The organism is Pseudomonas sp. KK18 (assembly GCF_037094675.1).
Taxonomy (GTDB): Bacteria; Pseudomonadota; Gammaproteobacteria; order Pseudomonadales; family Pseudomonadaceae; genus Aquipseudomonas.
Genome location: NZ_CP146605.1, coordinates 6,497,537 through 6,522,595, shown reverse-complemented (window position 1 = coordinate 6,522,595; position 25,059 = coordinate 6,497,537). Strand labels below are relative to the sequence as shown.

At 55.8% G+C, this 25,059-nt stretch carries 36 protein-coding genes; 35 read left to right on the top strand and 1 reads right to left on the bottom strand.

The features are described 5' to 3' along the window. Nucleotides 1–99 precede the first annotated feature (99 nt). The 34 genes from rpsL (at nt 100) to bfr (ending at nt 20,580) form a co-directional block, all read left to right on the top strand. Complete coding sequence (gene rpsL / locus V6607_RS29695) at nt 100–471, top strand: 30S ribosomal protein S12 (protein WP_002555494.1); 372 nt, start codon at nt 100–102, stop codon at nt 469–471. A gap of 118 nt (nt 472–589) precedes the next feature. Further along, nucleotides 590–1,060: a 30S ribosomal protein S7 gene (gene rpsG / locus V6607_RS29690; protein WP_002555493.1), complete on the top strand. Its 471-nt coding sequence runs from the start codon at nt 590–592 to the stop codon at nt 1,058–1,060. A gap of 30 nt (nt 1,061–1,090) precedes the next feature. Beyond that, the gene (gene fusA, locus V6607_RS29685; protein ID WP_003210087.1) at nt 1,091–3,196 is read left to right on the top strand and encodes an elongation factor G; all 2,106 of its coding nucleotides are present in this window, start codon (nt 1,091–1,093) and stop codon (nt 3,194–3,196) included. Between the two features lie 30 nt (nt 3,197–3,226). After that, nucleotides 3,227–4,420 carry an elongation factor Tu gene (gene tuf / locus V6607_RS29680; protein ID WP_003210085.1) on the top strand — a complete coding sequence of 398 codons (1,194 nt, stop codon included), beginning with the start codon at nt 3,227–3,229 and terminating at the stop codon, nt 4,418–4,420. 141 nt (nt 4,421–4,561) lie between these two features. Beyond that, nucleotides 4,562–4,873, top strand: coding sequence for a 30S ribosomal protein S10 (gene rpsJ / locus V6607_RS29675; protein ID WP_003210084.1), 312 nt, complete (start codon nt 4,562–4,564; stop codon nt 4,871–4,873). A gap of 81 nt (nt 4,874–4,954) precedes the next feature. Continuing rightward, on the top strand, nt 4,955–5,590 hold the full coding sequence (rplC, locus tag V6607_RS29670; protein WP_003194649.1) for a 50S ribosomal protein L3: 636 nt from the start codon (nt 4,955–4,957) through the stop codon (nt 5,588–5,590). Between the two features lie 12 nt (nt 5,591–5,602). Continuing rightward, nucleotides 5,603–6,205 (top strand): 50S ribosomal protein L4, encoded by a 603-nt coding sequence (gene rplD / locus V6607_RS29665; RefSeq protein ID WP_003210082.1) that lies wholly within the window; start codon nt 5,603–5,605, stop codon nt 6,203–6,205. Then, a complete protein-coding gene (gene rplW / locus V6607_RS29660) occupies nt 6,202–6,501 on the top strand; it encodes a 50S ribosomal protein L23 (RefSeq protein ID WP_002555488.1) in 300 nt (99 codons plus the stop codon). The genes rplD and rplW overlap by 4 nt, the downstream gene beginning before the upstream one ends. Nucleotides 6,502–6,515: 14 nt before the next feature. Beyond that, nucleotides 6,516–7,340, top strand: coding sequence for a 50S ribosomal protein L2 (rplB, locus tag V6607_RS29655; protein WP_003210080.1), 825 nt, complete (start codon nt 6,516–6,518; stop codon nt 7,338–7,340). A 16-nt stretch (nt 7,341–7,356) separates the two neighbouring features. After that, nucleotides 7,357–7,632 carry a 30S ribosomal protein S19 gene (gene rpsS, locus V6607_RS29650; RefSeq protein WP_002555486.1) on the top strand — a complete coding sequence of 92 codons (276 nt, stop codon included), beginning with the start codon at nt 7,357–7,359 and terminating at the stop codon, nt 7,630–7,632. Between the two features lie 13 nt (nt 7,633–7,645). Next, nucleotides 7,646–7,978, top strand: a complete 333-nt coding sequence (rplV, locus tag V6607_RS29645; protein ID WP_003210077.1) for a 50S ribosomal protein L22 — start codon at nt 7,646–7,648, stop codon at nt 7,976–7,978. A 13-nt stretch (nt 7,979–7,991) separates the two neighbouring features. Beyond that, nucleotides 7,992–8,678: a 30S ribosomal protein S3 gene (rpsC, locus tag V6607_RS29640; RefSeq protein ID WP_003176422.1), complete on the top strand. Its 687-nt coding sequence runs from the start codon at nt 7,992–7,994 to the stop codon at nt 8,676–8,678. Nucleotides 8,679–8,690: 12 nt separating this feature from the next. Continuing rightward, nucleotides 8,691–9,104: a 50S ribosomal protein L16 gene (gene rplP / locus V6607_RS29635; RefSeq protein WP_003210075.1), complete on the top strand. Its 414-nt coding sequence runs from the start codon at nt 8,691–8,693 to the stop codon at nt 9,102–9,104. Further along, complete coding sequence (rpmC, locus tag V6607_RS29630) at nt 9,104–9,295, top strand: 50S ribosomal protein L29 (protein WP_002555481.1); 192 nt, start codon at nt 9,104–9,106, stop codon at nt 9,293–9,295. The genes rplP and rpmC overlap by 1 nt, the downstream gene beginning before the upstream one ends. A gap of 2 nt (nt 9,296–9,297) precedes the next feature. Continuing rightward, nucleotides 9,298–9,564 carry a 30S ribosomal protein S17 gene (rpsQ, locus tag V6607_RS29625; protein ID WP_003176419.1) on the top strand — a complete coding sequence of 89 codons (267 nt, stop codon included), beginning with the start codon at nt 9,298–9,300 and terminating at the stop codon, nt 9,562–9,564. A gap of 23 nt (nt 9,565–9,587) precedes the next feature. Further along, nucleotides 9,588–9,956 carry a 50S ribosomal protein L14 gene (gene rplN, locus V6607_RS29620; RefSeq protein ID WP_002555479.1) on the top strand — a complete coding sequence of 123 codons (369 nt, stop codon included), beginning with the start codon at nt 9,588–9,590 and terminating at the stop codon, nt 9,954–9,956. 11 nt (nt 9,957–9,967) lie between these two features. Next, nucleotides 9,968–10,282, top strand: a complete 315-nt coding sequence (gene rplX, locus V6607_RS29615) for a 50S ribosomal protein L24 (RefSeq protein ID WP_003210072.1) — start codon at nt 9,968–9,970, stop codon at nt 10,280–10,282. Between the two features lie 20 nt (nt 10,283–10,302). Beyond that, nucleotides 10,303–10,842 (top strand): 50S ribosomal protein L5, encoded by a 540-nt coding sequence (gene rplE / locus V6607_RS29610; RefSeq protein ID WP_003210069.1) that lies wholly within the window; start codon nt 10,303–10,305, stop codon nt 10,840–10,842. A gap of 13 nt (nt 10,843–10,855) precedes the next feature. Then, the gene (gene rpsN, locus V6607_RS29605; protein ID WP_003176414.1) at nt 10,856–11,161 is read left to right on the top strand and encodes a 30S ribosomal protein S14; all 306 of its coding nucleotides are present in this window, start codon (nt 10,856–10,858) and stop codon (nt 11,159–11,161) included. Between the two features lie 208 nt (nt 11,162–11,369). Further along, nucleotides 11,370–11,762, top strand: coding sequence for a 30S ribosomal protein S8 (rpsH, locus tag V6607_RS29600; RefSeq protein WP_003186040.1), 393 nt, complete (start codon nt 11,370–11,372; stop codon nt 11,760–11,762). A gap of 12 nt (nt 11,763–11,774) precedes the next feature. Further along, a complete protein-coding gene (gene rplF, locus V6607_RS29595; protein WP_003176412.1) occupies nt 11,775–12,308 on the top strand; it encodes a 50S ribosomal protein L6 in 534 nt (177 codons plus the stop codon). Between the two features lie 10 nt (nt 12,309–12,318). Then, nucleotides 12,319–12,669, top strand: a complete 351-nt coding sequence (gene rplR / locus V6607_RS29590) for a 50S ribosomal protein L18 (RefSeq protein WP_003186037.1) — start codon at nt 12,319–12,321, stop codon at nt 12,667–12,669. Nucleotides 12,670–12,672: 3 nt separating this feature from the next. Further along, nucleotides 12,673–13,173, top strand: coding sequence for a 30S ribosomal protein S5 (gene rpsE, locus V6607_RS29585; protein WP_003186035.1), 501 nt, complete (start codon nt 12,673–12,675; stop codon nt 13,171–13,173). Between the two features lie 2 nt (nt 13,174–13,175). Beyond that, entirely contained in the window at nt 13,176–13,352 is a 177-nt protein-coding gene (rpmD, locus tag V6607_RS29580) for a 50S ribosomal protein L30 (protein ID WP_003186033.1), read from the top strand. Nucleotides 13,353–13,356: 4 nt separating this feature from the next. Continuing rightward, a complete protein-coding gene (gene rplO, locus V6607_RS29575) occupies nt 13,357–13,794 on the top strand; it encodes a 50S ribosomal protein L15 (RefSeq protein WP_003210066.1) in 438 nt (145 codons plus the stop codon). Continuing rightward, nucleotides 13,795–15,123, top strand: a complete 1,329-nt coding sequence (secY, locus tag V6607_RS29570; protein WP_003210064.1) for a preprotein translocase subunit SecY — start codon at nt 13,795–13,797, stop codon at nt 15,121–15,123. A gap of 27 nt (nt 15,124–15,150) precedes the next feature. Further along, the gene (rpmJ, locus tag V6607_RS29565) at nt 15,151–15,267 is read left to right on the top strand and encodes a 50S ribosomal protein L36 (RefSeq protein ID WP_002555468.1); all 117 of its coding nucleotides are present in this window, start codon (nt 15,151–15,153) and stop codon (nt 15,265–15,267) included. Nucleotides 15,268–15,396: 129 nt separating this feature from the next. Continuing rightward, on the top strand, nt 15,397–15,753 hold the full coding sequence (gene rpsM / locus V6607_RS29560; RefSeq protein ID WP_003210063.1) for a 30S ribosomal protein S13: 357 nt from the start codon (nt 15,397–15,399) through the stop codon (nt 15,751–15,753). 30 nt (nt 15,754–15,783) lie between these two features. Next, nucleotides 15,784–16,173, top strand: coding sequence for a 30S ribosomal protein S11 (gene rpsK, locus V6607_RS29555; RefSeq protein WP_002555466.1), 390 nt, complete (start codon nt 15,784–15,786; stop codon nt 16,171–16,173). A gap of 18 nt (nt 16,174–16,191) precedes the next feature. Continuing rightward, nucleotides 16,192–16,812, top strand: a complete 621-nt coding sequence (rpsD, locus tag V6607_RS29550) for a 30S ribosomal protein S4 (protein WP_003210056.1) — start codon at nt 16,192–16,194, stop codon at nt 16,810–16,812. 22 nt (nt 16,813–16,834) lie between these two features. Further along, on the top strand, nt 16,835–17,836 hold the full coding sequence (gene rpoA, locus V6607_RS29545) for a DNA-directed RNA polymerase subunit alpha (protein ID WP_003176403.1): 1,002 nt from the start codon (nt 16,835–16,837) through the stop codon (nt 17,834–17,836). Between the two features lie 41 nt (nt 17,837–17,877). Continuing rightward, complete coding sequence (gene rplQ / locus V6607_RS29540; RefSeq protein WP_003210053.1) at nt 17,878–18,264, top strand: 50S ribosomal protein L17; 387 nt, start codon at nt 17,878–17,880, stop codon at nt 18,262–18,264. Between the two features lie 247 nt (nt 18,265–18,511). Continuing rightward, nucleotides 18,512–19,960, top strand: coding sequence for a catalase (locus V6607_RS29535; protein WP_008436430.1), 1,449 nt, complete (start codon nt 18,512–18,514; stop codon nt 19,958–19,960). 155 nt (nt 19,961–20,115) lie between these two features. Beyond that, nucleotides 20,116–20,580: a bacterioferritin gene (gene bfr, locus V6607_RS29530; protein ID WP_003210048.1), complete on the top strand. Its 465-nt coding sequence runs from the start codon at nt 20,116–20,118 to the stop codon at nt 20,578–20,580. A 68-nt stretch (nt 20,581–20,648) separates the two neighbouring features. On the opposite strand, the gene uvrA is transcribed toward bfr, so the two are convergent. After that, nucleotides 20,649–23,483, bottom strand: a complete 2,835-nt coding sequence (gene uvrA, locus V6607_RS29525) for an excinuclease ABC subunit UvrA (protein ID WP_003210046.1) — start codon at nt 23,481–23,483, stop codon at nt 20,649–20,651. Between the two features lie 178 nt (nt 23,484–23,661). Here uvrA and V6607_RS29520 point away from each other — a divergent pair, with 178 nt between their 5' ends. Continuing rightward, the gene (locus tag V6607_RS29520; RefSeq protein ID WP_003210044.1) at nt 23,662–25,056 is read left to right on the top strand and encodes an MFS transporter; all 1,395 of its coding nucleotides are present in this window, start codon (nt 23,662–23,664) and stop codon (nt 25,054–25,056) included. The last annotated feature ends 3 nt before the right edge of the window (nt 25,057–25,059 follow it).

The following is a 25,059-nucleotide window of genomic DNA, read 5'->3' as shown; positions in this document are numbered from 1 at the left end:
TTTAGACTCTTGTACCCCTAAATTTGGCGGGAATTCGTTCCTGCCATTTTGCTTTTCTTGCAAGACAATAGCGTCGCAAGACAACAGTGGAGCTAGTAGATGGCAACTATCAACCAGCTGGTACGTCAGCCGCGTAAGCGTATCGTCGAGAAATCCGACGTGCCTGCGCTGCAGAACTGCCCGCAACGTCGTGGCGTATGCACTCGCGTGTATACCACTACGCCGAAAAAACCTAACTCGGCACTGCGTAAAGTATGCCGTGTGCGCCTGACCAACGGTTTCGAGGTTTCCTCGTACATCGGCGGTGAAGGTCACAACCTGCAAGAGCACAGCGTGGTACTGATCCGCGGCGGTCGTGTAAAAGACTTGCCAGGTGTTCGTTACCACACCGTACGCGGCTCCTTGGATACTTCCGGCGTTAAAGGTCGTAACCAGGGTCGTTCGAAGTACGGTACCAAGAAGCCTAAGTAGTAGCGGCTTTTTGTAAAACTGAATCATCTTATTTTCTGAGTCGATAAGAGTAAGGTCGGAGGCGTCCCGAAAGGGCACCGATTCCGAGCGAACCTGAAGACCGTTTGAGGGCTTATCCATGCCAAGAAGACGCGTAGCAGCCAAGCGCGAAGTGCTTGACGATCCAAAATACGGAAGCCAAATCCTGGCCAAGTTCATGAACCACGTAATGGAAAGCGGCAAGAAAGCCGTTGCCGAGCGTATCGTTTATGGCGCGCTGGAAAAGGTTAAAGAACGCAAGAACAGCGACCCCCTGGAAATCTTCGAGAAAGCTCTCGACGCCATCGCTCCGCTGGTCGAAGTGAAGTCGCGCCGTGTAGGCGGTGCTACTTACCAGGTTCCGGTTGAAGTTCGCCCGTCCCGTCGTAACGCTTTGGCAATGCGCTGGTTGGTAGACTTCGCCCGTAAGCGCGGCGAGAAGTCTATGGCCCTGCGTTTGGCTGGCGAACTGTTGGACGCTGCTGAAGGTAAAGGTGCTGCTGTTAAGAAGCGTGAAGACGTGCACCGTATGGCTGAAGCCAACAAAGCTTTCTCGCACTACCGCTTCTAATTCTAGCTTCACTAATTTTGCGAGGGCTTTATGGCTCGTACTACTCCGATTAGCCGCTACCGTAACATCGGTATCGTTGCTCACGTGGATGCTGGTAAAACCACCACCACCGAGCGCGTACTGTTTTACACCGGCAAAAGTCACAAAATGGGCGAGGTGCATGACGGCGCCGCGACCACAGACTGGATGGTTCAGGAGCAGGAGCGTGGTATTACCATTACTTCTGCTGCTATTACCGCCTTCTGGAAAGGTTCCGAGAAGCAGTACAAGGACGAGCACCGCTTCAACGTAATCGATACCCCGGGCCACGTAGACTTCACCATTGAAGTTGAGCGTTCCCTGCGTGTACTCGACGGTGCTGTCGTTGTGTTCTGCGGTACTTCGGGTGTTGAGCCTCAGTCGGAAACCGTATGGCGTCAGGCCAACAAGTACGGCGTTCCACGTCTTGTTTACGTAAACAAGATGGACCGTGCTGGTGCCAACTTCCTGCGCGTGATCGGTCAGATCAAACAGCGTCTGGGTCACACTCCGGTGCCAATCCAGTTGGCTATCGGTTCCGAAGACAACTTCCAGGGTCAGATCGATCTGATCAACATGGAAGCTGTTTACTGGAATGACGCTGACAAAGGCATGGTTCCTGTTCGTAAGCCTATCCCTGCAGAACTGCAGGAGCTGGCTGACGAGTGGCGTAACAACATGGTTGAGGCTGCTGCCGAAGCCAGCGAAGAGCTGATGAACAAGTACCTCGAAGGTGAAGAACTCACCAACGTGGAAATCAAGGCCGCTCTGCGTCAGCGTACTATCGCTGGTGAGATCGTTCTGGCTGTTTGCGGTTCTTCCTTCAAGAACAAGGGTGTTCCCCTGGTTCTCGACGCCGTTATCGACTACCTGCCTGCTCCAACCGACATTCCTGCTATCAAGGGTACCAACCCTGATAACGAGGAAGAAGAGATGGAGCGTCACGCCGATGACAGCGAGCCGTTCTCGGCTCTGGCGTTCAAGATCGCTACTGACCCATTCGTGGGTACTTTGACCTTCGTCCGCGTTTACTCGGGCGTGTTGGCCTCCGGCGACGGCGTGATCAACTCGGTTAAAGGCAAGAAAGAGCGTGTGGGTCGTATGGTGCAAATGCACGCAAACGCCCGTGAAGAGATCAAGGAAGTACGCGCTGGTGACATCGCGGCCCTGATCGGCATGAAGGATGTCACCACTGGTGAGACCTTGTGCGACGCTGCCAAGCCAATCATCCTGGTTCGCATGGACTTCCCGGAGCCGGTTATTTCGGTTGCCGTTGAGCCTAAGACCAAGGATGACCAGGAAAAAATGGGTATCGCTCTGGGCAAGCTTGCTCAGGAAGATCCATCTTTCCGCGTCAAGACTGATGAAGAGACTGGTCAAACGATCATCTCCGGCATGGGCGAGCTTCACCTGGACATCCTGGTTGACCGGATGCGCCGTGAGTTCAACGTCGAAGCCAACATCGGTAAGCCTCAGGTTTCCTATCGTGAGCGCATCACGAAGAACTGCGAAATCGAAGGCAAATTCGTTCGTCAGTCCGGCGGTCGTGGCCAGTTCGGCCATTGCTGGATCCGTTTTGCTCCTGCTGATGAAGGTCAGGAAGGTCTGCAATTCGTGAACGAAGTAGTGGGCGGTGTTGTTCCTAAGGAATACATCCCGGCTATCCAGAAGGGTATCGAAGAGCAGATGAAGAACGGTGTTGTTGCCGGCTATCCGCTCATCGGCCTGAAGGCGACCGTTTTTGACGGTTCTTACCACGACGTCGACTCCAACGAGATGGCGTTTAAGGTGGCTGCTTCCATGGCTACCAAGCAACTGGCCCAGAAGGGCGGTGGTGAGTTGCTTGAGCCAATCATGGCAGTAGAAGTCGTTACGCCTGAAGACTACATGGGTGACGTGATGGGCGACCTTAACCGTCGTCGCGGCATGATCTTGGGTATGGAAGATACGGTTTCCGGCAAAGTGATTCGTGCCGAGGTTCCGTTGGGCGAGATGTTCGGTTATGCGACCGACGTTCGTTCCATGTCTCAGGGTCGCGCAAGCTACTCTATGGAATTCAAAAAATACAACACAGCTCCGGCGCACATCGCTGAAACTGTATCCAAAAAACAAGGCTGATTCAGTCCTTTAGGCAAGGAGTTAATTGTCGTGGCTAAAGAAAAATTTGATCGTTCCCTACCGCACGTAAACGTTGGCACTATCGGCCACGTTGACCACGGTAAAACCACTCTGACCGCTGCTCTGACTCGCGTCTGCTCCGAAGTTTTCGGTTCGGCTCGTGTTGACTTCGACAAGATCGACAGCGCACCAGAAGAAAAAGCTCGTGGTATCACCATCAACACCGCGCACGTTGAATACAACTCGCTGATCCGTCACTACGCTCACGTTGACTGCCCAGGTCACGCTGACTATGTGAAGAACATGATCACCGGTGCTGCCCAGATGGACGGCGCGATCCTGGTTTGCTCGGCCGCTGATGGTCCGATGCCACAAACCCGTGAGCACATCCTGCTGTCCCGTCAGGTAGGCGTTCCGTACATCGTGGTTTTCCTGAACAAGGCTGACCTGGTAGACGACGCTGAGCTGCTGGAACTGGTTGAGATGGAAGTGCGCGATCTGCTGAGCACTTACGACTTCCCAGGCGACGACACTCCGATCATCATCGGTTCTGCTCGTATGGCTCTGGACGGTCTTGACGACAACGAAATGGGCACCACTGCCGTTCGTAAACTGGTTGAGACTCTGGACAGCTACATCCCAGATCCAGTTCGTGTTATCGACAAGCCGTTCCTGATGCCAATCGAAGACGTATTCTCGATCTCCGGTCGTGGTACTGTTGTGACTGGTCGTATCGAGCGCGGTATCGTTAAGGTTCAAGATCCACTGGAAATCGTTGGTCTGCGTGACACTACTGTCACCACCTGCACCGGTGTTGAAATGTTCCGTAAACTGCTCGACGAAGGTCGTGCAGGCGAGAACTGCGGCGTTCTGCTGCGTGGTACCAAGCGTGACGACGTTGAGCGTGGCCAGGTTCTGGTCAAGCCAGGTTCGGTTAAGCCGCACACTACCTTCGAAGCTGAAGTGTACGTGTTGAGCAAAGAAGAAGGCGGTCGTCACACTCCGTTCTTCAAAGGCTACCGTCCACAGTTCTACTTCCGGACCACTGACGTGACCGGTAACTGCGAACTGCCGGAAGGCGTTGAAATGGTAATGCCAGGCGACAACATCAAAATGGTTGTCACCCTGATCAAAACCATCGCAATGGAAGATGGTCTGCGTTTCGCTATCCGTGAAGGCGGTCGTACCGTCGGCGCTGGCGTCGTAGCCAAAATCATCGCTTAATAAGTGATGACTTGAAAAAGCCCCCGCTCAGCGGGGGCTTTTTTATTGAGTTGACACCCATATGGGGCGTCTATAGAATTGCGCCTCCTTTTAACGGGCGTGTTGCGCTCGCTGGGAATAGCAGCCGGAGTCTGAAATCCAATGGCAAATCAGCAAATTCGTATCAGGTTGAAGGCTTTTGACCACAAACTGATCGACCAATCCACCCAGGAAATCGTGGAAACCGCGAAACGTACTGGTGCTCAAGTGCGTGGTCCAATTCCACTGCCTACCCGTAAAGAGCGGTTCACCGTTCTGGTCTCCCCGCACGTCAACAAAGACGCGCGTGACCAGTACGAGATCCGTACTCATAAGCGCGTGCTGGACATCGTCCTGCCAACGGATAAAACCGTTGATGCACTTATGAAGCTTGATCTGGCGGCCGGTGTGGAAGTACAGATCAGCCTCGGCTAAGACTTGGGTCTTAGTCGTGTAACGCTCTGAAATGGGCGGCCATAGCGGGTGAAAGCCCCGTACACTCATGAGGTTTACAACATGACTATTGGTGTAGTCGGTCGTAAATGCGGTATGACCCGTATTTTCACCGAAGAAGGTGTCTCCATTCCGGTCACGGTCATTGAGATCGAACCGAATCGCGTCACCCAGTTTAAAACTGAAGAAACCGATGGCTATCGTGCAGTGCAAGTCACTGTCGGCGAGCGTCGTGCTTCGCGTGTGACTGCTGCTCAAGCAGGTCACTTCGCTAAAGCAAACGTTGCAGCTGGTCGTACTGTCATGGAGTTCCGTCTTGAAGACGGCGACTACCAGGCTGGCGATCTGATCAACGCTGAAATCTTCGCCGCTGGTCAACTGGTTGATGTAACCGGTCAGTCCAAGGGTAAAGGCTTCCAGGGTACGATCAAGCGTTGGAATTTCCGTGGCCAAGACAACACTCACGGTAACTCCGTTTCCCACCGCGTCCCGGGCTCTATTGGCCAGTGCCAGACTCCTGGTCGTGTATTCAAGGGCAAAAAAATGTCCGGTCATATGGGCGCTGAGCGCGTGACCGTGCAGTCCCTCGAAGTAGTGCGCGTCGACGCTGAACGCAATCTGTTGTTGGTCAAGGGTGCTGTTCCTGGCGCTACTGGCGGCAACCTGGTTGTACGTCCAGCGGCCAAGGCTCGCGGTTAAGGGGAAGCTGACATGCAATTAAACGTAAATGACGCTCAAGCGATCGAAGTTTCCGAACTGACATTTGGCGGCGAATTCAACGAGACGCTGGTTCACCAAGCAGTCGTGGCCTACATGGCCGGCGGCCGTCAAGGTAGCAAGCAGCAAAAGACCCGTTCCGACGTTCGTGGTGGCGGTAAGCGCCCTTGGCGTCAGAAAGGTACTGGCCGCGCTCGTGCCGGTACTATCCGTAGCCCAATCTGGCGTGGCGGCGGTACCACTTTCGCAGCACGTCCACAGGATCACACCCAGAAGCTCAACAAGAAGATGTATCGCGCAGCACTGCGCTCCATCCTTGCTGAACTCGTGCGTACTGATCGTCTGGTCGTGGTTCAGGACTTCGCTGTTGAAGCGCCGAAAACCAAAGATCTGCTGAACAAGCTGAACGGCATGGGCCTGACTGACGTCCTGATCGTGTCTGAAGCTGTTGATCAGAACCTGTACCTGGCTGCTCGCAACCTGCCACACGTTGATGTACGTGACGTGCAAGGTTCCGATCCAGTTAGTCTGATCGCATACGACAAGGTGTTGATCACCGTGTCGGCCGTGAAGAAATTCGAGGAGCTGCTGGGATGAACCAGGAACGCGTATTTAAAGTTCTGCTTGGCCCGCACGTTTCCGAAAAGGCTACGGTTCTGGCTGACAAGAAAGGCCAGTTCGTTTTCAAGGTTGCAACTGACGCAACCAAGCTGGAAATCAAGAAGGCCGTCGAAAGCCTGTTCAGCGTGAAAGTAGAGCGTGTTACTACCCTGAATGTTCTGGGTAAGAGCAAGCGCACTGCTCGCGGTCTGGGCAAGCGTAATGACTGGAAGAAGGCAGTTATCTCCCTTCAGCCAGGCCAAGATCTCGATTTCAGCAGCAGTGCTGAGTAAGGAAGGGGTGCATCATGGCAATCGTTAAATGCAAACCGACTTCCCCTGGCCGCCGTTTTGTGGTCAAGGTGGTCAACCAGGAGCTGCATAAAGGCGCTCCTCACGCACCGCTGCTCGAGAAGAAATCGAAGACTGGTGGTCGTAACAACAATGGTCGTATTACCACTCGTCACATCGGTGGTGGCCATAAGCAGCATTATCGTCTGGTCGACTTCCGTCGCAACGACAAAGATGGCATCGCTGCCACTGTCGAGCGTATCGAATACGATCCAAACCGTACTGCTCACATCGCTCTGCTGCTGTACGCAGATGGCGAGCGTCGCTACATCATCGCCCCTAAAGGCGTGAGTGCTGGTGACCAGCTGATCGCAGGTGCTTTGGCACCGATCAAGCCGGGCAACGCTCTGCAACTGCGCAACATTCCAGTTGGTAGCACCGTACACGGCATCGAATTGAAGCCGGGTAAAGGCGCGCAAATCGCTCGTTCCGCTGGTGCTTCGGCTCAGCTGATCGCTCGTGAAGGTGTCTACGTGACCCTGCGTCTGCGCTCTGGTGAAATGCGTAAAGTATTGGCTGAATGCCGTGCGACCCTGGGCGAAGTCTCGAACTCCGAGCACAGCCTGCGTTCGCTGGGTAAAGCTGGTGCCAAACGCTGGCGTGGCGTTCGCCCAACCGTTCGTGGTGTTGCCATGAACCCGGTTGACCACCCACACGGTGGTGGTGAAGGTCGTACCTCTGGTGGTCGTCATCCGGTATCGCCATGGGGCTTCCCGACTAAGGGCGCGAAGACTCGTGGTAATAAGCGTACCGACAAAATGATCGTCCGTCGTCGCAAGTAAATAGAGGGATACGACAGTGCCACGTTCTCTGAAAAAAGGTCCTTTTATTGATCTTCACCTACTGAAGAAGATCGAAGTGGCGGCGGAAAAGAACGATCGCAAACCGGTGAAAACCTGGTCGCGTCGTTCGATGATCCTGCCACAAATGGTCGGTCTGACCATTGCAGTGCATAACGGTCGTCAACATGTTCCAGTTCTCGTGAACGAAGACATGGTCGGCCACAAACTAGGCGAGTTTGCCGGTACCCGCACATATCGTGGGCACGTGGCAGACAAGAAAGCCAAGCGTTAAGGGGTAAGGAACGATGGAAGTAGCCGCTAAGTTGTCGGGCGCTCGAATCTCCGCCCAGAAAGCCCGCTTGGTCGCCGACCAGATCCGCGGGAAGAAGGTGGGCGAAGCGCTCAACCTGTTGGCTTTCAGCAGTAAGAAAGCCGCCGAGATCATCAAGAAAGTGCTGGAGTCGGCCGTAGCCAACGCCGAGCACAACGAAGGCGCAGACGTTGATGACCTGAAGGTCAGCACCGTTTTCGTCAACGAAGGGCGTTCGCTGAAGCGCATCATGCCTCGTGCCAAAGGCCGAGCTGATCGCATCGTCAAGCGGTCTTGCCATATCACTGTCAAGGTTGCTGACAAGTAACGGAGTCGAAGAGATGGGTCAGAAAGTACATCCCATTGGCATTCGCCTGGGAATCGTCAAGGAGCACACCTCCGTCTGGTACGCAGACGGTCGGACTTATGCGGACTACTTGTTCGCTGATCTGAAGGTGCGTGAGTATCTCCAAGACAAACTAAAAAGCGCGTCCGTGAGCCGTATCGATATCCATCGTCCTGCTCAAACTGCACGTATCACCATCCACACTGCTCGTCCAGGTATCGTTATCGGGAAGAAAGGTGAAGATGTTGAGAAACTGCGTCAGGACCTGACCAAGCAAATGGGTGTGCCTGTGCACATCAATATCGAAGAGATCCGCAAGCCGGAGCTCGACGGTATGCTGGTTGCGCAGAGCGTAGCTCAGCAGCTGGAGCGTCGCGTTATGTTCCGTCGCGCTATGAAGCGCGCAGTACAGAACGCCATGCGCATTGGTGCCAAAGGCATCAAAATCCAAGTGAGCGGTCGTCTCGGCGGTGCTGAAATCGCACGTACTGAATGGTATCGCGAAGGTCGTGTGCCACTGCACACCCTGCGTGCCGACATCGACTATGCCAACTACGAAGCTCACACCACCTACGGTGTGATCGGTGTAAAGGTTTGGATCTTCAAAGGCGAAGTAATTGGTGGTCGCCAAGAAGAACTGAAACCACAAGCACCAGCGCCTCGTAAAAAAGCTGCTAAGTAAGGGGTACGCCAAATGTTGCAACCAAAGCGTACGAAGTTCCGCAAGCAGATGACAGGCCACAACCGTGGTCTGGCTCAGCGCGGTAGCAAAGTCAGCTTCGGCGAATATGCGCTGAAGTCTGTAGCTCGTGGTCGTCTCACCGCTCGTCAGATCGAGTCAGCGCGTCGTGCACTGACCCGTCACGTTAAACGTGGCGGCAAGATCTGGATCCGTGTATTCCCGGACAAGCCTATCTCCAAAAAGCCCCTCGAAGTTCGGATGGGTAAAGGTAAGGGTAACGTGGAATATTGGGTTGCCCAGATTCAGCCAGGCAAAGTCCTGTATGAAATCGAGGGTGTTACTGAAGAGCTGGCGCGTGAGGCTTTCGCCCTGGCTGCTGCAAAGCTGCCGCTCGCCACCTCCTTTGTTAAACGGACGGTGATGTGATGAAAGCGAATGAACTTCGTGAAAAATCCGCACAGCAGCTGAACGAGCAACTGCTCGGCCTGCTGCGCGACCAGTTCAATCTGCGTATGCAGAAAGCAACTGGCCAGTTGGGGCAGTCTCATCTGCTCTCGCAAGTTAAGCGTGACATTGCTCGCGTGAAGACTGTGCTCAACCAGCAGGCAGGTAAGTGATCATGGCTGAAGCCGAAAAGACTGTCCGTACGCTGACTGGCCGTGTTGTCAGCGACAAGATGGACAAAACCATCACCGTTTTGATCGAGCGTCGCGTTAAGCACCCGATCTACGGTAAATACGTTAAGCGTTCGACTAAGCTGCACGCGCACGACGAAACCAACCAGTGCCACATCGGCGACAAAGTCACTATTCGTGAAACTCGTCCGTTGGCCAAGACCAAGTCTTGGGCCCTGGTTGATGTTCTCGAACGCGCTGTGGAAGTCTAAGGACTAGGGGTCGGAGAAATTATATGATTCAGACTCAATCCATGCTCGATGTGGCCGATAACAGCGGCGCACGCCGCGTTATGTGCATCAAGGTGCTGGGTGGCTCCCATCGTCGTTACGCTGGTATCGGTGACATCATCAAAGTTACCGTGAAGGAAGCAATTCCTCGCGGTAAAGTGAAAAAAGGCCAAGTGATGACTGCTGTTGTAGTCCGCACTCGTCACGGCGTACGCCGTGCAGATGGCTCCATTATCCGCTTTGATGGCAACGCTGCTGTTCTTCTGAACAACAAGCAAGAGCCGATCGGCACCCGTATCTTTGGGCCAGTGACCCGTGAACTTCGTACTGAGAAGTTCATGAAGATCGTCTCGCTCGCCCCAGAAGTGCTGTAAGGAGATCCGACATGCAAAAGATTCGTCGTGACGACGAGATCATCGTGATCGCCGGCAAAGACAAAGGTAAGCGCGGTAAGGTGCTGAAGGTTCTTGCTGATGACCGTCTGGTCGTTAGTGGTCTGAACCTGGTCAAGCGTCATACCAAGCCTAACCCGATGTCGGGCGTACAAGGCGGTATCGTCGAGAAAGAAGCGCCACTGCACGCTTCTAACGTCGCCATCTTCAACGGCGAAACCAACAAGGCTGACCGCGTTGGTTTCAAAGTAGAAGAAGGTAAGAAAATTCGTGTCTTCAAGTCGACCCAAAAAGCGGTTGATGCTTGAACACTGCTAGGTAGAAGACCATGGCACGACTAAAAGAGATTTACCGGAAGGAAATCGCACCGAAACTTAAGGAAGAACTTAAGCTTTCGAACGTGATGGAAGTTCCGCGCGTTACCAAAATCACCCTGAACATGGGTCTGGGCGAAGCGATCGGCGACAAAAAAGTCATCGAGCACGCTGTTGCTGACCTGGAAAAGATCACCGGCCAAAAAGTCGTTGTGACCTACGCTCGTAAATCCATCGCTGGCTTTAAAGTCCGTGAAGGATGGCCGATCGGCGTCAAAGTGACTCTGCGCCGTGAGCGTATGTACGAATTCCTGGATCGTCTGCTGTCGATCTCCCTGCCTCGGGTCCGCGACTTCCGCGGCCTGAATGCCAAGTCCTTCGATGGTCGTGGTAACTACAGCATGGGCGTTAAAGAGCAGATCATCTTCCCGGAAATCGACTACGACAAGATCGATGCTCTCCGCGGTCTGGACATCACCCTGACCACCACTGCCAAGAACGATGATGAAGGCCGCGCTCTGCTGCGTGCGTTCAAATTCCCGTTCCGCAACTGATTGGAGTAGGACCATGGCCAAGATGAGCATGAAAAACCGCGAGCTGAAGCGTCAGCTCACGGTTGCCAAGTACGCCAAGAAGCGTGCAGCACTGAAAGCAATCATCGTTGATCTGAACGCAAGTCCAGAAGCGCGTTGGGAAGCTACAGTTGCTCTGCAGAAGCAGCCACGTGACGCAAGCGCTTCGCGCATGCGTAACCGCTGCCGCCTGACCGGTCGTCCACACGGCGTTTACCGCAAGTTCGGCCTCGGCCGTAACAAACTGCGTGAAGCGGCAATGCGTGGTGACGTACCAGGTCTGGTTAAAGCCAGCTGGTAAGTACGTTCGAAGTCTCGGTGGCCAGGATCGCAAGATACTGACCACCGGTGGCCTAGAATCTGGAACAAGCCCCTTTTGGGGCTTGTTTCATTTCCGGAGTGTGTCTAAAATACGCGGCTCGCCTGAGCCCGTGTGTTTTGTGCTCGGAGATTCTCGGCGACACGTAATGGCCGCAAGGCTAATTTTTTTGTATTAGGAGCGTCTAGCCATGAGTATGCAGGACCCGTTAGCGGACATGCTAACTCGTATCCGTAATGCCCAGATGGCTGAAAAGTCCGTCGTAAGCATGCCATCTTCCACGTTGAAGGTTGCTGTTGCCAAAGTCCTGAAAGACGAAGGCTACATTGCGGGTTATCAGATCAGCAGCGAAATCAAACCACTGCTGTCCATCGAGCTGAAGTACTTCGAAGGCCGTCCGGTCATCGAAGAAGTGAAGCGCGTTAGCCGTCCAGGCCTGCGTCAGTACAAGTCCGTTGATGATCTGCCAAAAGTTCGTGGCGGTCTCGGTGTGTCTATCGTCTCCACCAACAAAGGTGTGATGACGGATCGTGCTGCGCGCGCTGCCGGTGTCGGCGGCGAAGTTCTTTGCACTGTGTTCTAAGGGGGGATAAGCATGTCACGCGTCGCTAAGAACCCCGTTAAGCTGCCAGCCGGTGTCGAAGTAAAATTCGCAGGCCAACAGCTTTCGGTGAAGGGTGCCAAGGGCACTCTGGAACTGAACATCCATTCGTCCGTTGAGATCGTTGAAGAAGCTGGTGAGCTGCGTTTCGCTGCTCGCAATGGCGATCAACAAACTCGCGCAATGGCCGGTACCACTCGTGCGTTGGTAAACAACATGGTCCAAGGCGTAAGCCAAGGCTTCGAGCGCAAGCTCCAGCTGGTCGGTGTTGGTTACAAAGCGCAAGCAAAAGGCACGGTTCTGAACCTGGCCCTTGGCTTCTCGCACCCAGTGGATTACGAACTGCCGGAAGGCATCACCGCTGAGACCCCTAGCCAAACCGATATCCTGATCAAGGGTATTGATAAGCAGCTGGTAGGTCAGGTGGCCGCTGAGATCCGCGACTTCCGTCCACCAGAGCCGTACAAAGGCAAAGGTGTGCGCTACGCGGACGAAGTCGTCCGTCGTAAAGAAGCCAAGAAGAAGTAGGGCATAGCAAATGACCGACAAAAAAGTTACTCGACTGCGTCGCGCTCGCAAAGCACGCCTGAAAATGCACGAACTCGAAGTCGTGCGTCTCTGCGTGTTCCGCTCGTCGCAGCACATCTACGCCCAGGTCATCTCGGCCGACGGCAACAAAGTCCTGGCAAGCGCCTCGACTTTGGATAAAGAACTGCGTGATGGTGCCACTGGCAACATCGACGCGGCCACTAAGGTTGGCCAGCTGGTCGCTACGCGTGCTAAGGCCGCCGGCGTCTCGCAAGTGGCTTTCGACCGCTCTGGCTTCAAGTACCACGGCCGCGTGAAAGCGCTGGCTGATGCTGCTCGTGAAGCTGGGCTGGAGTTCTAAGTTATGTCAAATAACGACCAAAAGCGCGACGAAGGCTACATTGAGAAGCTGGTTCAAGTTAACCGCGTAGCCAAAACCGTTAAAGGCGGCCGTATCTTCACTTTCACCGCGTTGACCGTGGTAGGTGATGGTAAAGGGCGCGTTGGCTTCGGCCGTGGCAAGTCACGTGAAGTGCCTGCTGCGATCCAGAAGGCAATGGAAGCTGCTCGTCGCAACATGATCCAAGTTGATCTGAACGGCACCACTCTGCAGTACGCAATGAAGTCCGCTCACGGCGCTTCGAAGGTGTACATGCAGCCTGCCTCTGAAGGTACCGGTATCATCGCTGGCGGCGCTATGCGTGCTGTCCTCGAAGTTGCTGGCGTTCAGAACGTTCTGGCCAAGTGCTACGGCTCGACTAACCCGGTAAACGTGGTTCACGCCACTTTCAAGGGTTTGAAAGCAATGCAGTCTCCTGAATCCATTGCCGCCAAGCGTGGCAAAAGCGTCAAGGAGATCTTCTGATCATGGCTACCGTTAAAGTAACGCTGATCAAAAGCATGACCGGCCGCATCCCTAACCACAAATTGTGCGTTAAGGGTTTGGGTCTGCGTCGCATCGGTCACACTGTAGAAGTACTTGATACTCCCGAGAATCGCGGGATGATCAACAAGGCTTACTACATGCTGCGTGTCGAGGGTTAATTCGATGAAACTCAATGATCTGAGTCCAGCGCCGGGTTCCCGTCGCGAAAAGCATCGTCCGGGCCGTGGTATCGGTAGTGGTTTGGGCAAGACCGGTGGCCGTGGCCACAAAGGTCAGTCCTCCCGCTCCGGTGGCACCATCGCTCCAGGCTTTGAAGGCGGTCAACAGCCGCTGCATCGTCGCCTGCCGAAGTTCGGTTTCGTTTCCCTGAAAGCCATGGACCGCGCAGAAGTGCGTCTGTCCGAGCTGGCCAAAGTGGAAGGCGACATCGTTACCGTGCAGACCCTGAAAGATGCCAACGTGATCAACGTCAACGTACAGCGTGTGAAAATCATGCTGTCCGGTGAAGTGACTCGCGCTGTCACTATCGGCAAGGGAATCGGCGCCACCAAAGGTGCGCGTTCGGCTATCGAAGCAGCTGGCGGCAAGTTCGAGGAATAAATGGCTAAGCAAGGTGCTCTCTCAGCGCTCGGCAAAGGCGGTATGTCTGAACTTTGGGCTCGTCTGCGTTTTCTGTTCCTGGCGATTATCGTCTACCGAATAGGCGCACACATCCCGGTTCCAGGTATCAACCCGGACCGACTCGCAGACCTGTTTCGACAGAATGAGGGGACCATTCTTAGCTTGTTCAACATGTTTTCCGGCGGCGCGCTGGAACGGATGAGCATCTTTGCACTGGGGATCATGCCGTACATCTCGGCATCGATCATCATGCAACTGATGACCGCCGTCAGTCCGCAGTTGGAGCAGTTGAAGAAGGAAGGTGAAGCTGGCCGTCGCAAGATAAGCCAGTACACCCGCTACGGCACTGTCATCCTCGCCCTGGTCCAGGCTATCGGCATGTCCGTTGGCCTGGCCGGGCAGGGTGTTGCGTTCACTGGTGACTTTGGCTTCCATTTCGTCGCGGTATCCACATTTGTGGCTGGTGCGATGTTCATGATGTGGCTGGGTGAGCAGATTACTGAGCGTGGTGTTGGTAACGGTATCTCGATGTTGATTTTCGCAGGTATCGTTGCCGGTCTTCCGAGAGCGATTGGGCAGTCTTTCGAGTCTGCACGTCAGGGTGATATCAATATCTTCGCCCTGGTTGCCATCGGTTTGTTGGCAGTAGCGATTATCGGTTTTGTGGTGTTCATTGAGCGTGGCCAGCGTCGTATTGCTGTTCACTACGCCAAGCGTCAGCAGGGCCGCAAGGTCTTTGCCGCGCAGACCAGCCACCTGCCGCTGAAAGTGAACATGGCCGGGGTTATTCCTGCCATTTTCGCGAGCAGCATTTTGCTGTTTCCGGCTTCGTTGGGTGCCTGGTTCGGTCAGTCTGAAGGTATGGGCTGGTTGCAGGACATCTCGCAGTCGATCGCTCCTGGTCAGCCGTTGAATATTCTGCTGTTTAGTGCAGGGATTATTTTCTTCTGCTTCTTCTATACGGCGTTGATGTTCAATCCGAAAGACGTAGCGGAAAACCTGAAGAAGTCCGGTGCCTTTATTCCGGGTATTCGTCCAGGTGAGCAGTCTGCGCGCTACATTGATGGCGTTCTGACTCGCTTGACCATGTTCGGTGCTCTATATATGACGGCCGTCTGCCTGTTGCCCCAGTTCCTGGTGGTTGCAGCAAACGTTCCGTTCTACCTTGGCGGGACCTCGTTGCTGATCGTCGTCGTGGTTGTGATGGACTTCATGTCCCAAGTACAATCGCACCTCGTTTCGCACCAGTACGAATCCCTGATGAAGAAAGCCAACCTGAAGGGTTACGGCAGCGGCATGTTGCGCTGAGTACCCATAAGGTTCGAGGAGTTGGTGATGAAAGTTCGTGCATCGGTGAAAAAGCTGTGCCGTAACTGCAAGATTATTCGCCGCGAAGGTGTTGTTCGAGTAATTTGCAGCGCGGAACCGCGTCACAAACAGCGCCAAGGCTGAGTGTGATCCGCTTGAAGCCCGGCAGCTAGTGCGCTGCCGGGTTGATTATTTGTTATTACAGCGATATTATCTCGCGCCCTATTTCTTGGCTTCCGGGGCGTAGGTAGCTGTCAATTGGAGTCCCACTGAATGGCCCGTATTGCAGGCGTTAACATTCCAGATAACAAGCACACTGTTATCTCGCTGACCTACATCTATGGTGTTGGTCGCACTACTGCGCAGAAAATTTGCGCAGATACTGGGGTAAACCCAGCCGCAAAGATCAAGGATCTGAGCGACGAGCAGATTGAGCTGTTGCGTGGCGAAGTGGCGAAGTTCACCACTGAAGGTGACCTGCGTCGCGAAATCAACATGAAAATCAAGCGTTTGATGGACCTCGGTTGCTACCGTGGTCTGCGTCATCGTCGTGGTCTTCCAGTACGCGGTCAGCGTACCAAGACTAACGCGCGTACCCGTAAAGGTCCGCGTAAGCCGATCCGCAAGTAATCGCCCACGCGAATCGACAGGAAATTAATCATGGCAAAACCTGCTGCTCGTCCTCGTAAAAAAGTTAAAAAGACAGTGGTTGATGGCATCGCCCACATCCATGCATCTTTTAACAACACAATCGTGACCATCACCGACCGTCAAGGTAACGCGCTTTCTTGGGCTACCTCCGGTGGTTCGGGTTTCCGCGGTTCCCGCAAGTCCACCCCGTTTGCTGCTCAAGTAGCTGCTGAACGTGCTGGTCAAGCTGCGCTGGAATATGGCCTGAAAAACCTCGACGTCAACGTCAAAGGTCCAGGTCCAGGTCGTGAGTCTGCTGTCCGTGCATTGAACGGCTGTGGCTATAAGATCGCCAGCATCACCGACGTGACGCCAATCCCGCACAACGGGTGCCGTCCGCCGAAGAAGCGCCGCGTGTAATCCAGGAGATTGTAAAGAATGGCTCGTTACATTGGTCCAAAATGCAAACTCGCTCGTCGTGAAGGCACCGATCTCTTTCTGAAGAGCGGCGTGCGCGCGATCGAATCGAAGTGCAACATTGAAGCAGCACCTGGTATCCACGGCCAACGCCGCGGTCGCCAGTCCGACTACGGCACCCAACTGCGTGAAAAGCAGAAGGTCCGTCGTATCTACGGCGTTCTCGAGCGTCAGTTCAGCGGCTACTACAAAGAAGCTGCTGGCAAGAAAGGTGCAACCGGTGAAAACCTGCTGCAACTGCTCGAATGCCGTCTGGACAACGTTGTATACCGTATGGGCTTTGGTTCGACTCGTGCCGAATCCCGTCAGCTGGTATCGCACAAATCCGTCAGCGTAAACGGCCAAACCGTTAACGTCCCGTCGTACCAGGTTCGTGCTGGTGACGTGGTCGCGATTCGCGAGAAAGCAAAAAATCAACTTCGCATTGTCCAAGCTCTCGATCTGTGTGCCCAACGTGGCCGCGTAGAATGGGTAGAAGTAGACACTGAGAAGAAGTCGGGCGTTTTCAAGAACGTTCCTGCTCGCAGTGATCTGTCCGCCGACATCAACGAAAGCCTGATTGTCGAGCTCTACTCCAAGTAAGGGCTAGAAAATAGGTGCATCCATGCAGATTTCGGTAAATGAGTTCCTGACACCCCGTCACATTGATGTGCAGGTTGTCAGTCCAACCCGCGCCAAGATCACTCTCGAGCCTCTCGAGCGTGGTTTTGGCCACACCCTGGGCAACGCGCTGCGCCGCATCCTGTTGTCCTCAATGCCCGGCTGTGCAGTAGTCGAGGCCGAGATTGACGGTGTGCTCCACGAGTACAGCGCCATCGAAGGTGTACAGGAAGACGTAATTGAAATCCTGTTGAACCTTAAAGGTCTGGCTATCAAGCTGCACGGCCGTGACGAAGTTACGCTGACCTTGTCGAAGAAGGGTTCGGGGGTGGTTACCGCTGCCGATATTCAGCTGGATCATGATGTCGAGATCGTTAATCCCGATCACGTAATCGCTAACCTGGCGTCTAACGGCGCCCTGAACATGAAGCTCACCGTAGCTCGTGGTCGTGGTTATGAACCGGCCGACTCGCGTCAGAGCGATGAAGACGAAAGCCGCAGCATTGGTCGCTTGCAGCTCGACTCTTCGTTCAGCCCGGTTCGCCGTATCGCATACGTGGTGGAAAACGCCCGTGTCGAACAGCGTACTAACCTGGACAAGCTGGTTATTGATCTGGAAACCAACGGTACTCTGGATCCTGAAGAGGCTATCCGCCGCGCTGCAACCATTCTGCAACAGCAGTTGGCTGCGTTCGTCGACCTCAAGGGTGACAGCGAACCAGTGGTAATCGAGCAGGAAGACGAGATCGATCCGATCCTGCTTCGCCCGGTTGACGATCTGGAACTGACTGTACGTTCGGCTAACTGCCTTAAGGCGGAAAACATTTACTACATCGGTGATCTGATTCAGCGCACCGAAGTAGAACTGTTGAAGACTCCGAACCTGGGCAAGAAATCCTTGACTGAAATCAAGGACGTTCTGGCCTCCCGCGGTCTGTCCCTCGGCATGCGCCTCGACAACTGGCCGCCTGCAAGTCTTAAGAAGGACGACAAGGCGACTGCCTGATCGTCGTAATCACCGAACGTGAGTTTGGTAAGGAATGAACCATGCGTCATCGTAAAAGTGGTCGTCACCTGAGCCGTACCAGCTCGCACCGTAAGGCTATGTTCCAGAACATGGCGGTGTCGCTGTTCGAGCACGAGCTGATCAAAACTACACTGCCGAAAGCTAAAGAACTGCGTCGCGTTGCTGAGCCGCTGATTACTTTGGCCAAGACAGACAGCCTGGCTAACCGCCGTCTGGCTTTCGACCGTACTCGTTCGAAAGCTATCGTTGGTAAGCTCTTCAACGACCTGGGCAAGCGTTACGCTACCCGTGAGGGTGGCTACCTGCGCATCCTCAAGTGCGGTTTCCGCGCTGGTGACAACGCGCCTATGGCGTACGTTGAGCTGATCGATCGTCCAGTTGGCGGTGAAGCTGTATCCGCTGAGTAAGACGTCAGTCTGTAACGAAGAACCGGGCCTAGTGCCCGGTTTTTTGTGCGCGTTAAAAACTGGAATTACCTCGAGCGAATACACGTTCAGCCCGTGCAGCTACTTCTGATATCCGTTCGGATGGATCGTTAGTTAATTTCTATCGGTGGGTATGATTTAATAAATTTGATGGTGTCATCTTCCTGATCAATAATCGCTCCAAGCCGATTAGCCGGCAGTTCCAAGACTGACCTGAGGAAGATTGAGCATGAGCCAGAATAAAACCCTTACTACCGCCAGCGGCGCACCTGTCGCGGATAACCAGAATTCCCGTTCCGCCGGCCCACGCGGCCCGCTGCTGCTCGACGACTTTCACCTGATCGAGAAGCTCGCTCACTTCAACCGTGAAAACATTCCTGAGCGTCGTGTACACGCCAAAGGCTCGGGCGCTTACGGTACCTTCACCGTCACTCAAGACATCACGCAGTACACCAGCGCCAAGCTGTTCGATTCTGTGGGCAAGCAAACTCCGACTTTCCTGCGCTTCTCCACGGTGGGTGGCGAGCGTGGTTCGGCTGATACTGAGCGCGACCCGCGTGGTTTCGCGTTGAAGTTCTACACCGAAGAAGGCAACTGGGACATCGTTGGTAACAACACCCCGGTGTTCTTCATCCGCGACCCGCTGAAGTTTCCCGACTTTATCCACACCCAAAAGCGCCTGCCGCAAAGCAACCTGAAAAGTGCACAGATGATGTGGGACTTCTGGTCGCACTCCCCTGAGGCGCTGCACCAGGTCACCATCCTGTTTTCGGACCGTGGCATCCCGGACGGCTACCGTCACATGCACGGCTTCGGCAGTCACACCTACAGCTTGATTAACGCCAAAGGCGAGCGCCACTGGGTGAAGTGGCACTACAAGACCAAGCAAGGTATCAAGAACCTGGCGCCGGCTGACGCTGCACGCCTGGCCGGTACCGACCCTGATTACGCTCAGCGCGATCTGTTCGGTGCTATTGAGCGTGGTGACTTCCCGAAATGGCGCGTGTGCATTCAGATCATGACTGAGGCCCAGGCCAACGCTCACTACGAAAACCCGTTCGACGTGACCAAGACCTGGTCGCAGAAAGAGTTCCCGCTGATCGAAGTGGGTGAGCTGGAACTGAACCGCAACCCGCTGAACTACTTCGCTGAAGTTGAACAGGCGGCTTTCGGTCCAAGCAACATGGTCCCGGGTGTTGGCCTGTCGCCAGACCGCATGCTGCAAGGGCGCGTGTTCGCTTACGCCGATGCCCATCGCTACCGCGTAGGTACCAATCACCAGCAACTGCCGGTGAATGCGCCACGCAGCCCGGTCAACAGCTACCAGCGTGATGGTTCGATGGCATTCGGCTCCAATGGTGGTGCGGCCCCCAATTACGAGCCAAACAGCTACGCCGATGCGCCGAAGCAGGCTCCTCAGTACGCCGAGCCAGCCTTGGCCCTGAGCGGTGCGGCTGATCGTTACGATCACCGCGAAGATACCGACTACTACAGCCATGCCGGTGCGCTGTTCCGCCTGATGAACGATGAGCAGAAAGCCCTGCTGATCAACAATATCGCCGGCGCAATGGCGGGTGTTTCCAGCGACGTGGTGCAGCGCCAGTTGCAGTACTTCTTCAAGGCCGACCCGGCTTATGGAGAAGGGATCGCATCTGCACTGGGTGTATCGCTTAACTGACTCTAAACGATAAGCAGAACCGCCCTCATTTGGGCGGTTTTTGCGTTATTTAAGCTACTTTTCACCGGAAATCTTCACTTTTCTGCCGTTGGTCCCGTGACCTCCGGGTCATCATGGTTCAAACTACAGACTTTCAAGCAGGGAGATGTAGGGCGATGCAAGGTCACCCCGACGTAATCGATTACCTCAACACGTTGCTGACGGGCGAACTGGCAGCTCGTGACCAATATTTCATTCACTCGCGGATGTACGAAGACTGGGGCTTTACCGAGCTCTACGAGCGTATCAACCATGAAATGGAAGAAGAGGCACAGCACGCCGACGCACTGATGCGCCGTATCCTGATGCTCGAAGGCACGCCCCGTATGCGTCCCGACGACCTGGATACCGGCACCACGGTGCCTGAGATGCTCGCCAGCGACTTGCGCCTTGAGTACAAGGTCCGTGCCGCGCTCTGCAAGGGCATTGAGCTCTGCGAGCAGCACAACGACTACGTCACGCGGGAAATCCTGCGGGTGCAGTTGAATGACACCGAAGAGGATCACACCTACTGGCTGGAAAAGCAGTTGGGCCTGATCAAGCTGATTGGCCTGGAGAATTACCTGCAATCGCAGTTCTGATTCCTCCAGCTACTAAAAAGCCCCTGTCACTTACACGGTGACAGGGGCTTTTTCGTGGGGCTGAACAATCAGTCCTTGTCGCGAGCCAGCAGAGGCTTGAGGTAGAAGCCGGTGTGAGACTGCTTCATCTCCGAGACTTGCTCCGGTGTGCCGACCGCAATGATCTGCCCACCTTTGGAACCGCCTTCCGGCCCCAGGTCCACCAGCCAGTCGGCGGTCTTGATCACATCCAGATTGTGCTCGATCACTACCACCGTGTTGCCGTGGTCACGCAGGCGATGCAGCACATCCAGCAATTGCTGAATATCCGCGAAGTGCAGGCCTGTGGTCGGCTCGTCGAGGATGTACAGCGTCTTGCCGGTATCACGCTTGGACAGCTCGCGAGACAGCTTGACCCGCTGGGCCTCGCCACCCGACAGCGTCGTCGCCGACTGACCCAGCTTGATGTACGACAGGCCAACATCCATCAGTGTCTGCAGCTTGCGCGCCAGGGCCGGTACCGCGTCGAAGAACACCCGCGCTTCCTCGATCGTCATCTCGAGGGTTTCGTGAATGCTCTTGCCCTTGTACTTGATCTCCAGGGTTTCGCGGTTGTAGCGCTTGCTCTTGCACACGTCGCACGGCACGTAGATGTCCGGCAGGAAGTGCATCTCCACCTTGATCAAGCCATCGCCCTGGCACGCTTCGCAGCGGCCGCCCTTGACGTTGAACGAGAACCGGCCAGGCCCGTAGCCACGGGAGCGCGATTCCGGCACGCCGGCGAACAGCTCGCGAATCGGCGTGAACAGCCCGGTGTAGGTCGCCGGGTTGGAGCGCGGTGTGCGGCCAATCGGGCTTTGGTCGATATCGACCACCTTGTCCAGGTGTTCCAGGCCCTTGATGCTGTCGTGAGCGGCGGCTTCCAGGGTGGTCGCGCCGTTCAGTGCAGTGGCACTCAACGGGAACAGCGTGTTGTTGATCAGCGTTGATTTGCCCGAACCGGATACACCGGTCACACAGGTCAGCAGGCCCAGCGGGATCTCCAGGTCGACATTGCGCAGGTTGTTGCCACGCGCGCCCTTGAGGTGCAGTGCCATCTTCTTGTTGCGCGGGGTGCGTTTGGCCGGCACGGCGATCTTCACGCGACCCGACAGGTACTTACCGGTCAGCGAGTCAGGATGCGCCATCACTTCAGCCGGCGTGCCCTCGGCGACAATATGCCCACCGTGAACACCCGCTCCCGGGCCGATATCGACCACATAATCGGCCAGGCGAATCGCGTCTTCATCGTGCTCGACCACGATCACCGTATTGCCGATGTCCCGCAGGTGCTTCAGCGTGCCCAGCAAGCGGTCGTTGTCCCGTTGATGCAATCCAATCGACGGTTCATCGAGGATGTACAACACGCCCACCAGGCCGGCACCGATCTGGCTGGCCAAGCGAATCCGCTGGGCTTCACCGCCGGAAAGCGTGTCGGCACTGCGGTCCAGCGACAGGTAGTCCAGGCCCACGTTGACCAGGAACTGCAGCCGTTCACGAATCTCCTTGAGGATCTTGTCGGCAATTTCCCCGCGGCGGCCCGTCAGTTTCAGCGTGCCGAAGTATTCGCAGGCATCGCCAATCGGCAGGTTGGTCACTGCCGGCAGGGTCTTCTCGCCAACCCACACATGCCGTGCCTCACGGCGCAGGCGTGTGCCACGGCAATCCGGGCAAGGCTGGGTGCTGAGGAACTTGGCCAGTTCCTCGCGCACGCTGGCGGACTCCGTCTCGCGGTAGCGCCGCTCCAGGTTCGGCACGATGCCTTCGAACGGGTGCGAGCGTTTGACGATATCGCCACGGTCGTTCAAATACTTGAAGTCGACGTTCTGTGAACCGCTGCCATGCAGGATGAATTTCTGCTGTTCGGCCGGCAGTTCGTTGAACGGCACTTCCAGGCTGAACTTGTAGTGCGAAGCCAACGAACCCAGCATCTGGAAGTAATAGACGTTACGCCTGTCCCAGCCACGTATCGCACCCTCCGCCAGTGTGAGGTCACCGTTGACCAGGCGCTTGATGTCGAAGAATTGCTTAACCCCCAGGCCATCACAGGTCGGGCAAGCGCCGGCCGGGTTGTTGAAGGAAAACAGCTTCGGTTCCAGCTCGCTGATGGCATGGCCGCAGATCGGGCAGGCGAAGCGCGCGGAGAAGATGATTTCTTCCCCGGGTTCATCGTCCATCGGCGCCACCAGGGCAATGCCGTCTGCCAGCTTCAGCGCGGTCTCGAAAGACTCCGCCAGGCGCTGCTGCAAATCGGCACGCACCTTGAAGCGGTCGACGACCACATCAATCGAGTGCTTTTTCTGTTTATCCAGCTTCGGCGCTTCGTCCAGCTCGTAGAGCTTGCCGTTGATGCGGGCACGCACGAAACCCTGGGCACGCAGTTCTTCAAAGACCGAAAGGTGTTCACCCTTGCGCTCGCGAATCACCGGTGCCAGCAGCATCAGCTTGGCGCCCTCCGGCTGGGCCAGCACCAGGTCGACCATCTGGCTGACGGTCTGGGCTTCCAGGGGAATGTCGTGGTCCGGGCAGCGGGGAATACCGACGCGGGCATACAGCAGGCGCAGGTAGTCGTAGATCTCGGTGATGGTGCCCACGGTGGAACGCGGGTTGTGGGAGGTGGATTTCTGTTCGATGGAAATCGCAGGCGACAGGCCTTCAATGGTGTCGACGTCGGGCTTTTCCATCATCGACAGGAACTGGCGGGCATAGGCCGACAGGGATTCCACGTAGCGGCGCTGGCCTTCGGCGTACAGCGTGTCAAACGCCAGGGACGACTTGCCGGACCCGGACAAGCCGGTGATGACGATCAGTTTGTCCCGTGGCAGGGTCAGGTCGATGTTCTTCAGGTTGTGGGTTCGAGCCCCACGAATCAGGATCTTGTCCAAGATGGCCTCGCACGGCGGGCGTAAATAATGCAGGAGTATACGGCTAAAGACTGGATGAATATACACTGTCAAAGTGCCGGGTGCAGCCTTACATGAAAGCTGCGCGGCAAAGCGCCGCATATACCCTCTCAATCGATGGGACTGGTAGAATCGCCGCCGGTTCACACGAGGTTTATCCATGCACGATCCCCACAGCGAACGCATGAGTGGCAGCGAGACCCGCGCAGCAAGCGGTCTGGCCCTGGTGTTCGCATTCCGTATGCTTGGCATGTTTATGGTGTTGCCGGTGCTGGCAACCTATGGAATGGATCTCGCAGGAGCGACCCCGGCCCTGATCGGCCTGGCGATTGGCGCCTATGGCCTGACCCAGGCGCTGTTTCAGATTCCGTTCGGCGTCATTTCCGACCGCATCGGCCGCCGGCCGGTGATCTACCTCGGCCTGATCGTCTTCGCCCTGGGCAGTGTGCTTGCGGCCAATGCCGACTCTATCTGGGGCGTGATCGCCGGACGCGTCCTGCAAGGCGCCGGCGCGATTTCCGCCGCCGTCATGGCACTGCTCTCCGACCTGACCCGCGAACAACACCGTACCAAGGCCATGGCGATGATCGGCATGACCATCGGTCTTTCGTTCGCCGTGGCGATGGTAGTCGGCCCGCTGCTGACCCGCGCGTTCGGCTTGCACGGTCTGTTCCTGGCCACCGGTGGCATGGCGCTGTTCGGCATCGTGATTGTCGCCTTCATGGTTCCGCATTCCACGGGGCCGTTGCAGCACCGTGAGTCGGGCGTCGCCAAGCAGGCATTGCTGCCGACACTCAAGCACCCGGACCTGTTGCGCCTGGATTTGGGTATCTTCGTATTACACGCGATGCTGATGTGCAGCTTCGTCGCCTTGCCCCTGGCCCTGGTGCAAAAAGCCGGGTTGCCCAAGGAGCAGCACTGGTGGGTGTACCTGACCGCGCTGCTGATTTCGTTCTTCGCCATGATCCCGTTCATCATCTACGGCGAGAAGAAACGCAAAATGAAACGAGTTCTGCTGGGCGCCGTCGCGACATTGATGCTCACTGAGCTATTCTTCTGGCAGTTCGGCGACAGCCTGCGGGCGCTGGTGATCGGCACGGTGGTGTTCTTCACCGCGTTCAACCTGCTGGAGGCTTCACTGCCTTCGCTGATCAGTAAGGTTTCACCGGCCGGCGGCAAAGGCACGGCGATGGGCGTGTATTCCACCAGCCAGTTCCTCGGTTCTGCACTGGGCGGGATCATGGGCGGCTGGATGTTCCAGCATGGCGGTTTGTCGGTTGTGTTCCTGGGATGCGCAGGTCTGGCTGCCCTCTGGCTAGCCTTTGCTGTTACCATGCGCGAACCTCCCTATGTGACGAGCCTGCGCTTGCCGTTATCGCCCGAAGCGATCCGCGAAGCCGGTCTGGTCGAGCGCCTTAAGGCCGTTGTTGGGGTTACGGATGCTGTGGTTGTTACTGAAGAAGCCGCCATCTACATCAAATTGGACACCGAATTATTGGATCGCGCGACGCTCGAGCAACTGGTCAACCCAGTGCCGACAGCGCGCCCAGCCTAGGAG

Bases quoted from the DNA above. Each gene is read 5' to 3' on its own strand.
- rpsL (WP_002555494.1), top strand. From the start codon at position 100: ATGGCAACTATCAACCAGCTGGTACGTCAGCCGCGTAAGCGTATCGTC.
- rpsG (WP_002555493.1), top strand. From the start codon at position 590: ATGCCAAGAAGACGCGTAGCAGCCAAGCGCGAAGTGCTTGACGATCCA.
- fusA (WP_003210087.1), top strand. From the start codon at position 1,091: ATGGCTCGTACTACTCCGATTAGCCGCTACCGTAACATCGGTATCGTT.
- rpsJ (WP_003210084.1), top strand. From the start codon at position 4,562: ATGGCAAATCAGCAAATTCGTATCAGGTTGAAGGCTTTTGACCACAAA.
- rplC (WP_003194649.1), top strand. From the start codon at position 4,955: ATGACTATTGGTGTAGTCGGTCGTAAATGCGGTATGACCCGTATTTTC.
- rplD (WP_003210082.1), top strand. From the start codon at position 5,603: ATGCAATTAAACGTAAATGACGCTCAAGCGATCGAAGTTTCCGAACTG.
- rplW (WP_002555488.1), top strand. From the start codon at position 6,202: ATGAACCAGGAACGCGTATTTAAAGTTCTGCTTGGCCCGCACGTTTCC.
- rplB (WP_003210080.1), top strand. From the start codon at position 6,516: ATGGCAATCGTTAAATGCAAACCGACTTCCCCTGGCCGCCGTTTTGTG.
- rplV (WP_003210077.1), top strand. From the start codon at position 7,646: ATGGAAGTAGCCGCTAAGTTGTCGGGCGCTCGAATCTCCGCCCAGAAA.
- rpsC (WP_003176422.1), top strand. From the start codon at position 7,992: ATGGGTCAGAAAGTACATCCCATTGGCATTCGCCTGGGAATCGTCAAG.
- rplP (WP_003210075.1), top strand. From the start codon at position 8,691: ATGTTGCAACCAAAGCGTACGAAGTTCCGCAAGCAGATGACAGGCCAC.
- rpmC (WP_002555481.1), top strand. From the start codon at position 9,104: ATGAAAGCGAATGAACTTCGTGAAAAATCCGCACAGCAGCTGAACGAG.
- rpsQ (WP_003176419.1), top strand. From the start codon at position 9,298: ATGGCTGAAGCCGAAAAGACTGTCCGTACGCTGACTGGCCGTGTTGTC.
- rplN (WP_002555479.1), top strand. From the start codon at position 9,588: ATGATTCAGACTCAATCCATGCTCGATGTGGCCGATAACAGCGGCGCA.
- rplX (WP_003210072.1), top strand. From the start codon at position 9,968: ATGCAAAAGATTCGTCGTGACGACGAGATCATCGTGATCGCCGGCAAA.
- rplE (WP_003210069.1), top strand. From the start codon at position 10,303: ATGGCACGACTAAAAGAGATTTACCGGAAGGAAATCGCACCGAAACTT.
- rpsN (WP_003176414.1), top strand. From the start codon at position 10,856: ATGGCCAAGATGAGCATGAAAAACCGCGAGCTGAAGCGTCAGCTCACG.
- rpsH (WP_003186040.1), top strand. From the start codon at position 11,370: ATGAGTATGCAGGACCCGTTAGCGGACATGCTAACTCGTATCCGTAAT.
- rplF (WP_003176412.1), top strand. From the start codon at position 11,775: ATGTCACGCGTCGCTAAGAACCCCGTTAAGCTGCCAGCCGGTGTCGAA.
- rplR (WP_003186037.1), top strand. From the start codon at position 12,319: ATGACCGACAAAAAAGTTACTCGACTGCGTCGCGCTCGCAAAGCACGC.
- rpsE (WP_003186035.1), top strand. From the start codon at position 12,673: ATGTCAAATAACGACCAAAAGCGCGACGAAGGCTACATTGAGAAGCTG.
- rpmD (WP_003186033.1), top strand. From the start codon at position 13,176: ATGGCTACCGTTAAAGTAACGCTGATCAAAAGCATGACCGGCCGCATC.
- rplO (WP_003210066.1), top strand. From the start codon at position 13,357: ATGAAACTCAATGATCTGAGTCCAGCGCCGGGTTCCCGTCGCGAAAAG.
- secY (WP_003210064.1), top strand. From the start codon at position 13,795: ATGGCTAAGCAAGGTGCTCTCTCAGCGCTCGGCAAAGGCGGTATGTCT.
- rpmJ (WP_002555468.1), top strand. From the start codon at position 15,151: ATGAAAGTTCGTGCATCGGTGAAAAAGCTGTGCCGTAACTGCAAGATT.
- rpsM (WP_003210063.1), top strand. From the start codon at position 15,397: ATGGCCCGTATTGCAGGCGTTAACATTCCAGATAACAAGCACACTGTT.
- rpsK (WP_002555466.1), top strand. From the start codon at position 15,784: ATGGCAAAACCTGCTGCTCGTCCTCGTAAAAAAGTTAAAAAGACAGTG.
- rpsD (WP_003210056.1), top strand. From the start codon at position 16,192: ATGGCTCGTTACATTGGTCCAAAATGCAAACTCGCTCGTCGTGAAGGC.
- rpoA (WP_003176403.1), top strand. From the start codon at position 16,835: ATGCAGATTTCGGTAAATGAGTTCCTGACACCCCGTCACATTGATGTG.
- rplQ (WP_003210053.1), top strand. From the start codon at position 17,878: ATGCGTCATCGTAAAAGTGGTCGTCACCTGAGCCGTACCAGCTCGCAC.
- V6607_RS29535 (WP_008436430.1), top strand. From the start codon at position 18,512: ATGAGCCAGAATAAAACCCTTACTACCGCCAGCGGCGCACCTGTCGCG.
- bfr (WP_003210048.1), top strand. From the start codon at position 20,116: ATGCAAGGTCACCCCGACGTAATCGATTACCTCAACACGTTGCTGACG.
- V6607_RS29520 (WP_003210044.1), top strand. From the start codon at position 23,662: ATGCACGATCCCCACAGCGAACGCATGAGTGGCAGCGAGACCCGCGCA.